Source organism: Flavobacterium branchiophilum NBRC 15030 = ATCC 35035, from assembly GCF_002217205.1.
Taxonomy (GTDB): domain Bacteria; phylum Bacteroidota; class Bacteroidia; order Flavobacteriales; family Flavobacteriaceae; genus Flavobacterium; species Flavobacterium branchiophilum.
Map to the genome: position 1 here is coordinate 1 of NZ_MUGT01000183.1, position 392 is coordinate 392.

The 392-nt window shown below is 28.1% G+C and carries 1 pseudogene; it reads right to left on the minus strand.

Going from position 1 to position 392, the window contains the following annotated elements:
* Positions 1-227: pseudogene (locus tag B0A58_RS16700) on the minus strand (hypothetical protein); the annotation flags it as partial.
* Positions 228-392: the final 165 nt, after the last annotated feature.

Below are 392 nucleotides of genomic sequence, written 5' to 3' on the forward strand. Positions count from 1 at the left end.
GTTTCTTGTTTCTCGTTTCTTGTTTCTTGTTTCTTGTTTCTTGTTTCTTGTTTCTCGTTTCTCGTTTCTTGTTTCTTGTTTCTCGTTTCTCGTTTCTTGTTTCTTGTTTCTTGAAACCCGTATCCCAAAAACTGTAAACATAAAAGAAGCCAATCTAAAAAAAAACTACCTGTATAACCACAAAAAAACATGCTAAGACAAAGATTTTCAACCTTAAAAAAATACATTTCGTCTATTTGGCTTTATTTTACATCCCTGATTTATGGTATTTTTTACATTTATTTTGGCTCGAATACTTTTTTATATTATATTTGAAACGAATTTTAAGTAAGAAAGTGGAAATTTGAGGTTTGAATTATTAATTAACCATTATCAAACAACATTCAACAATC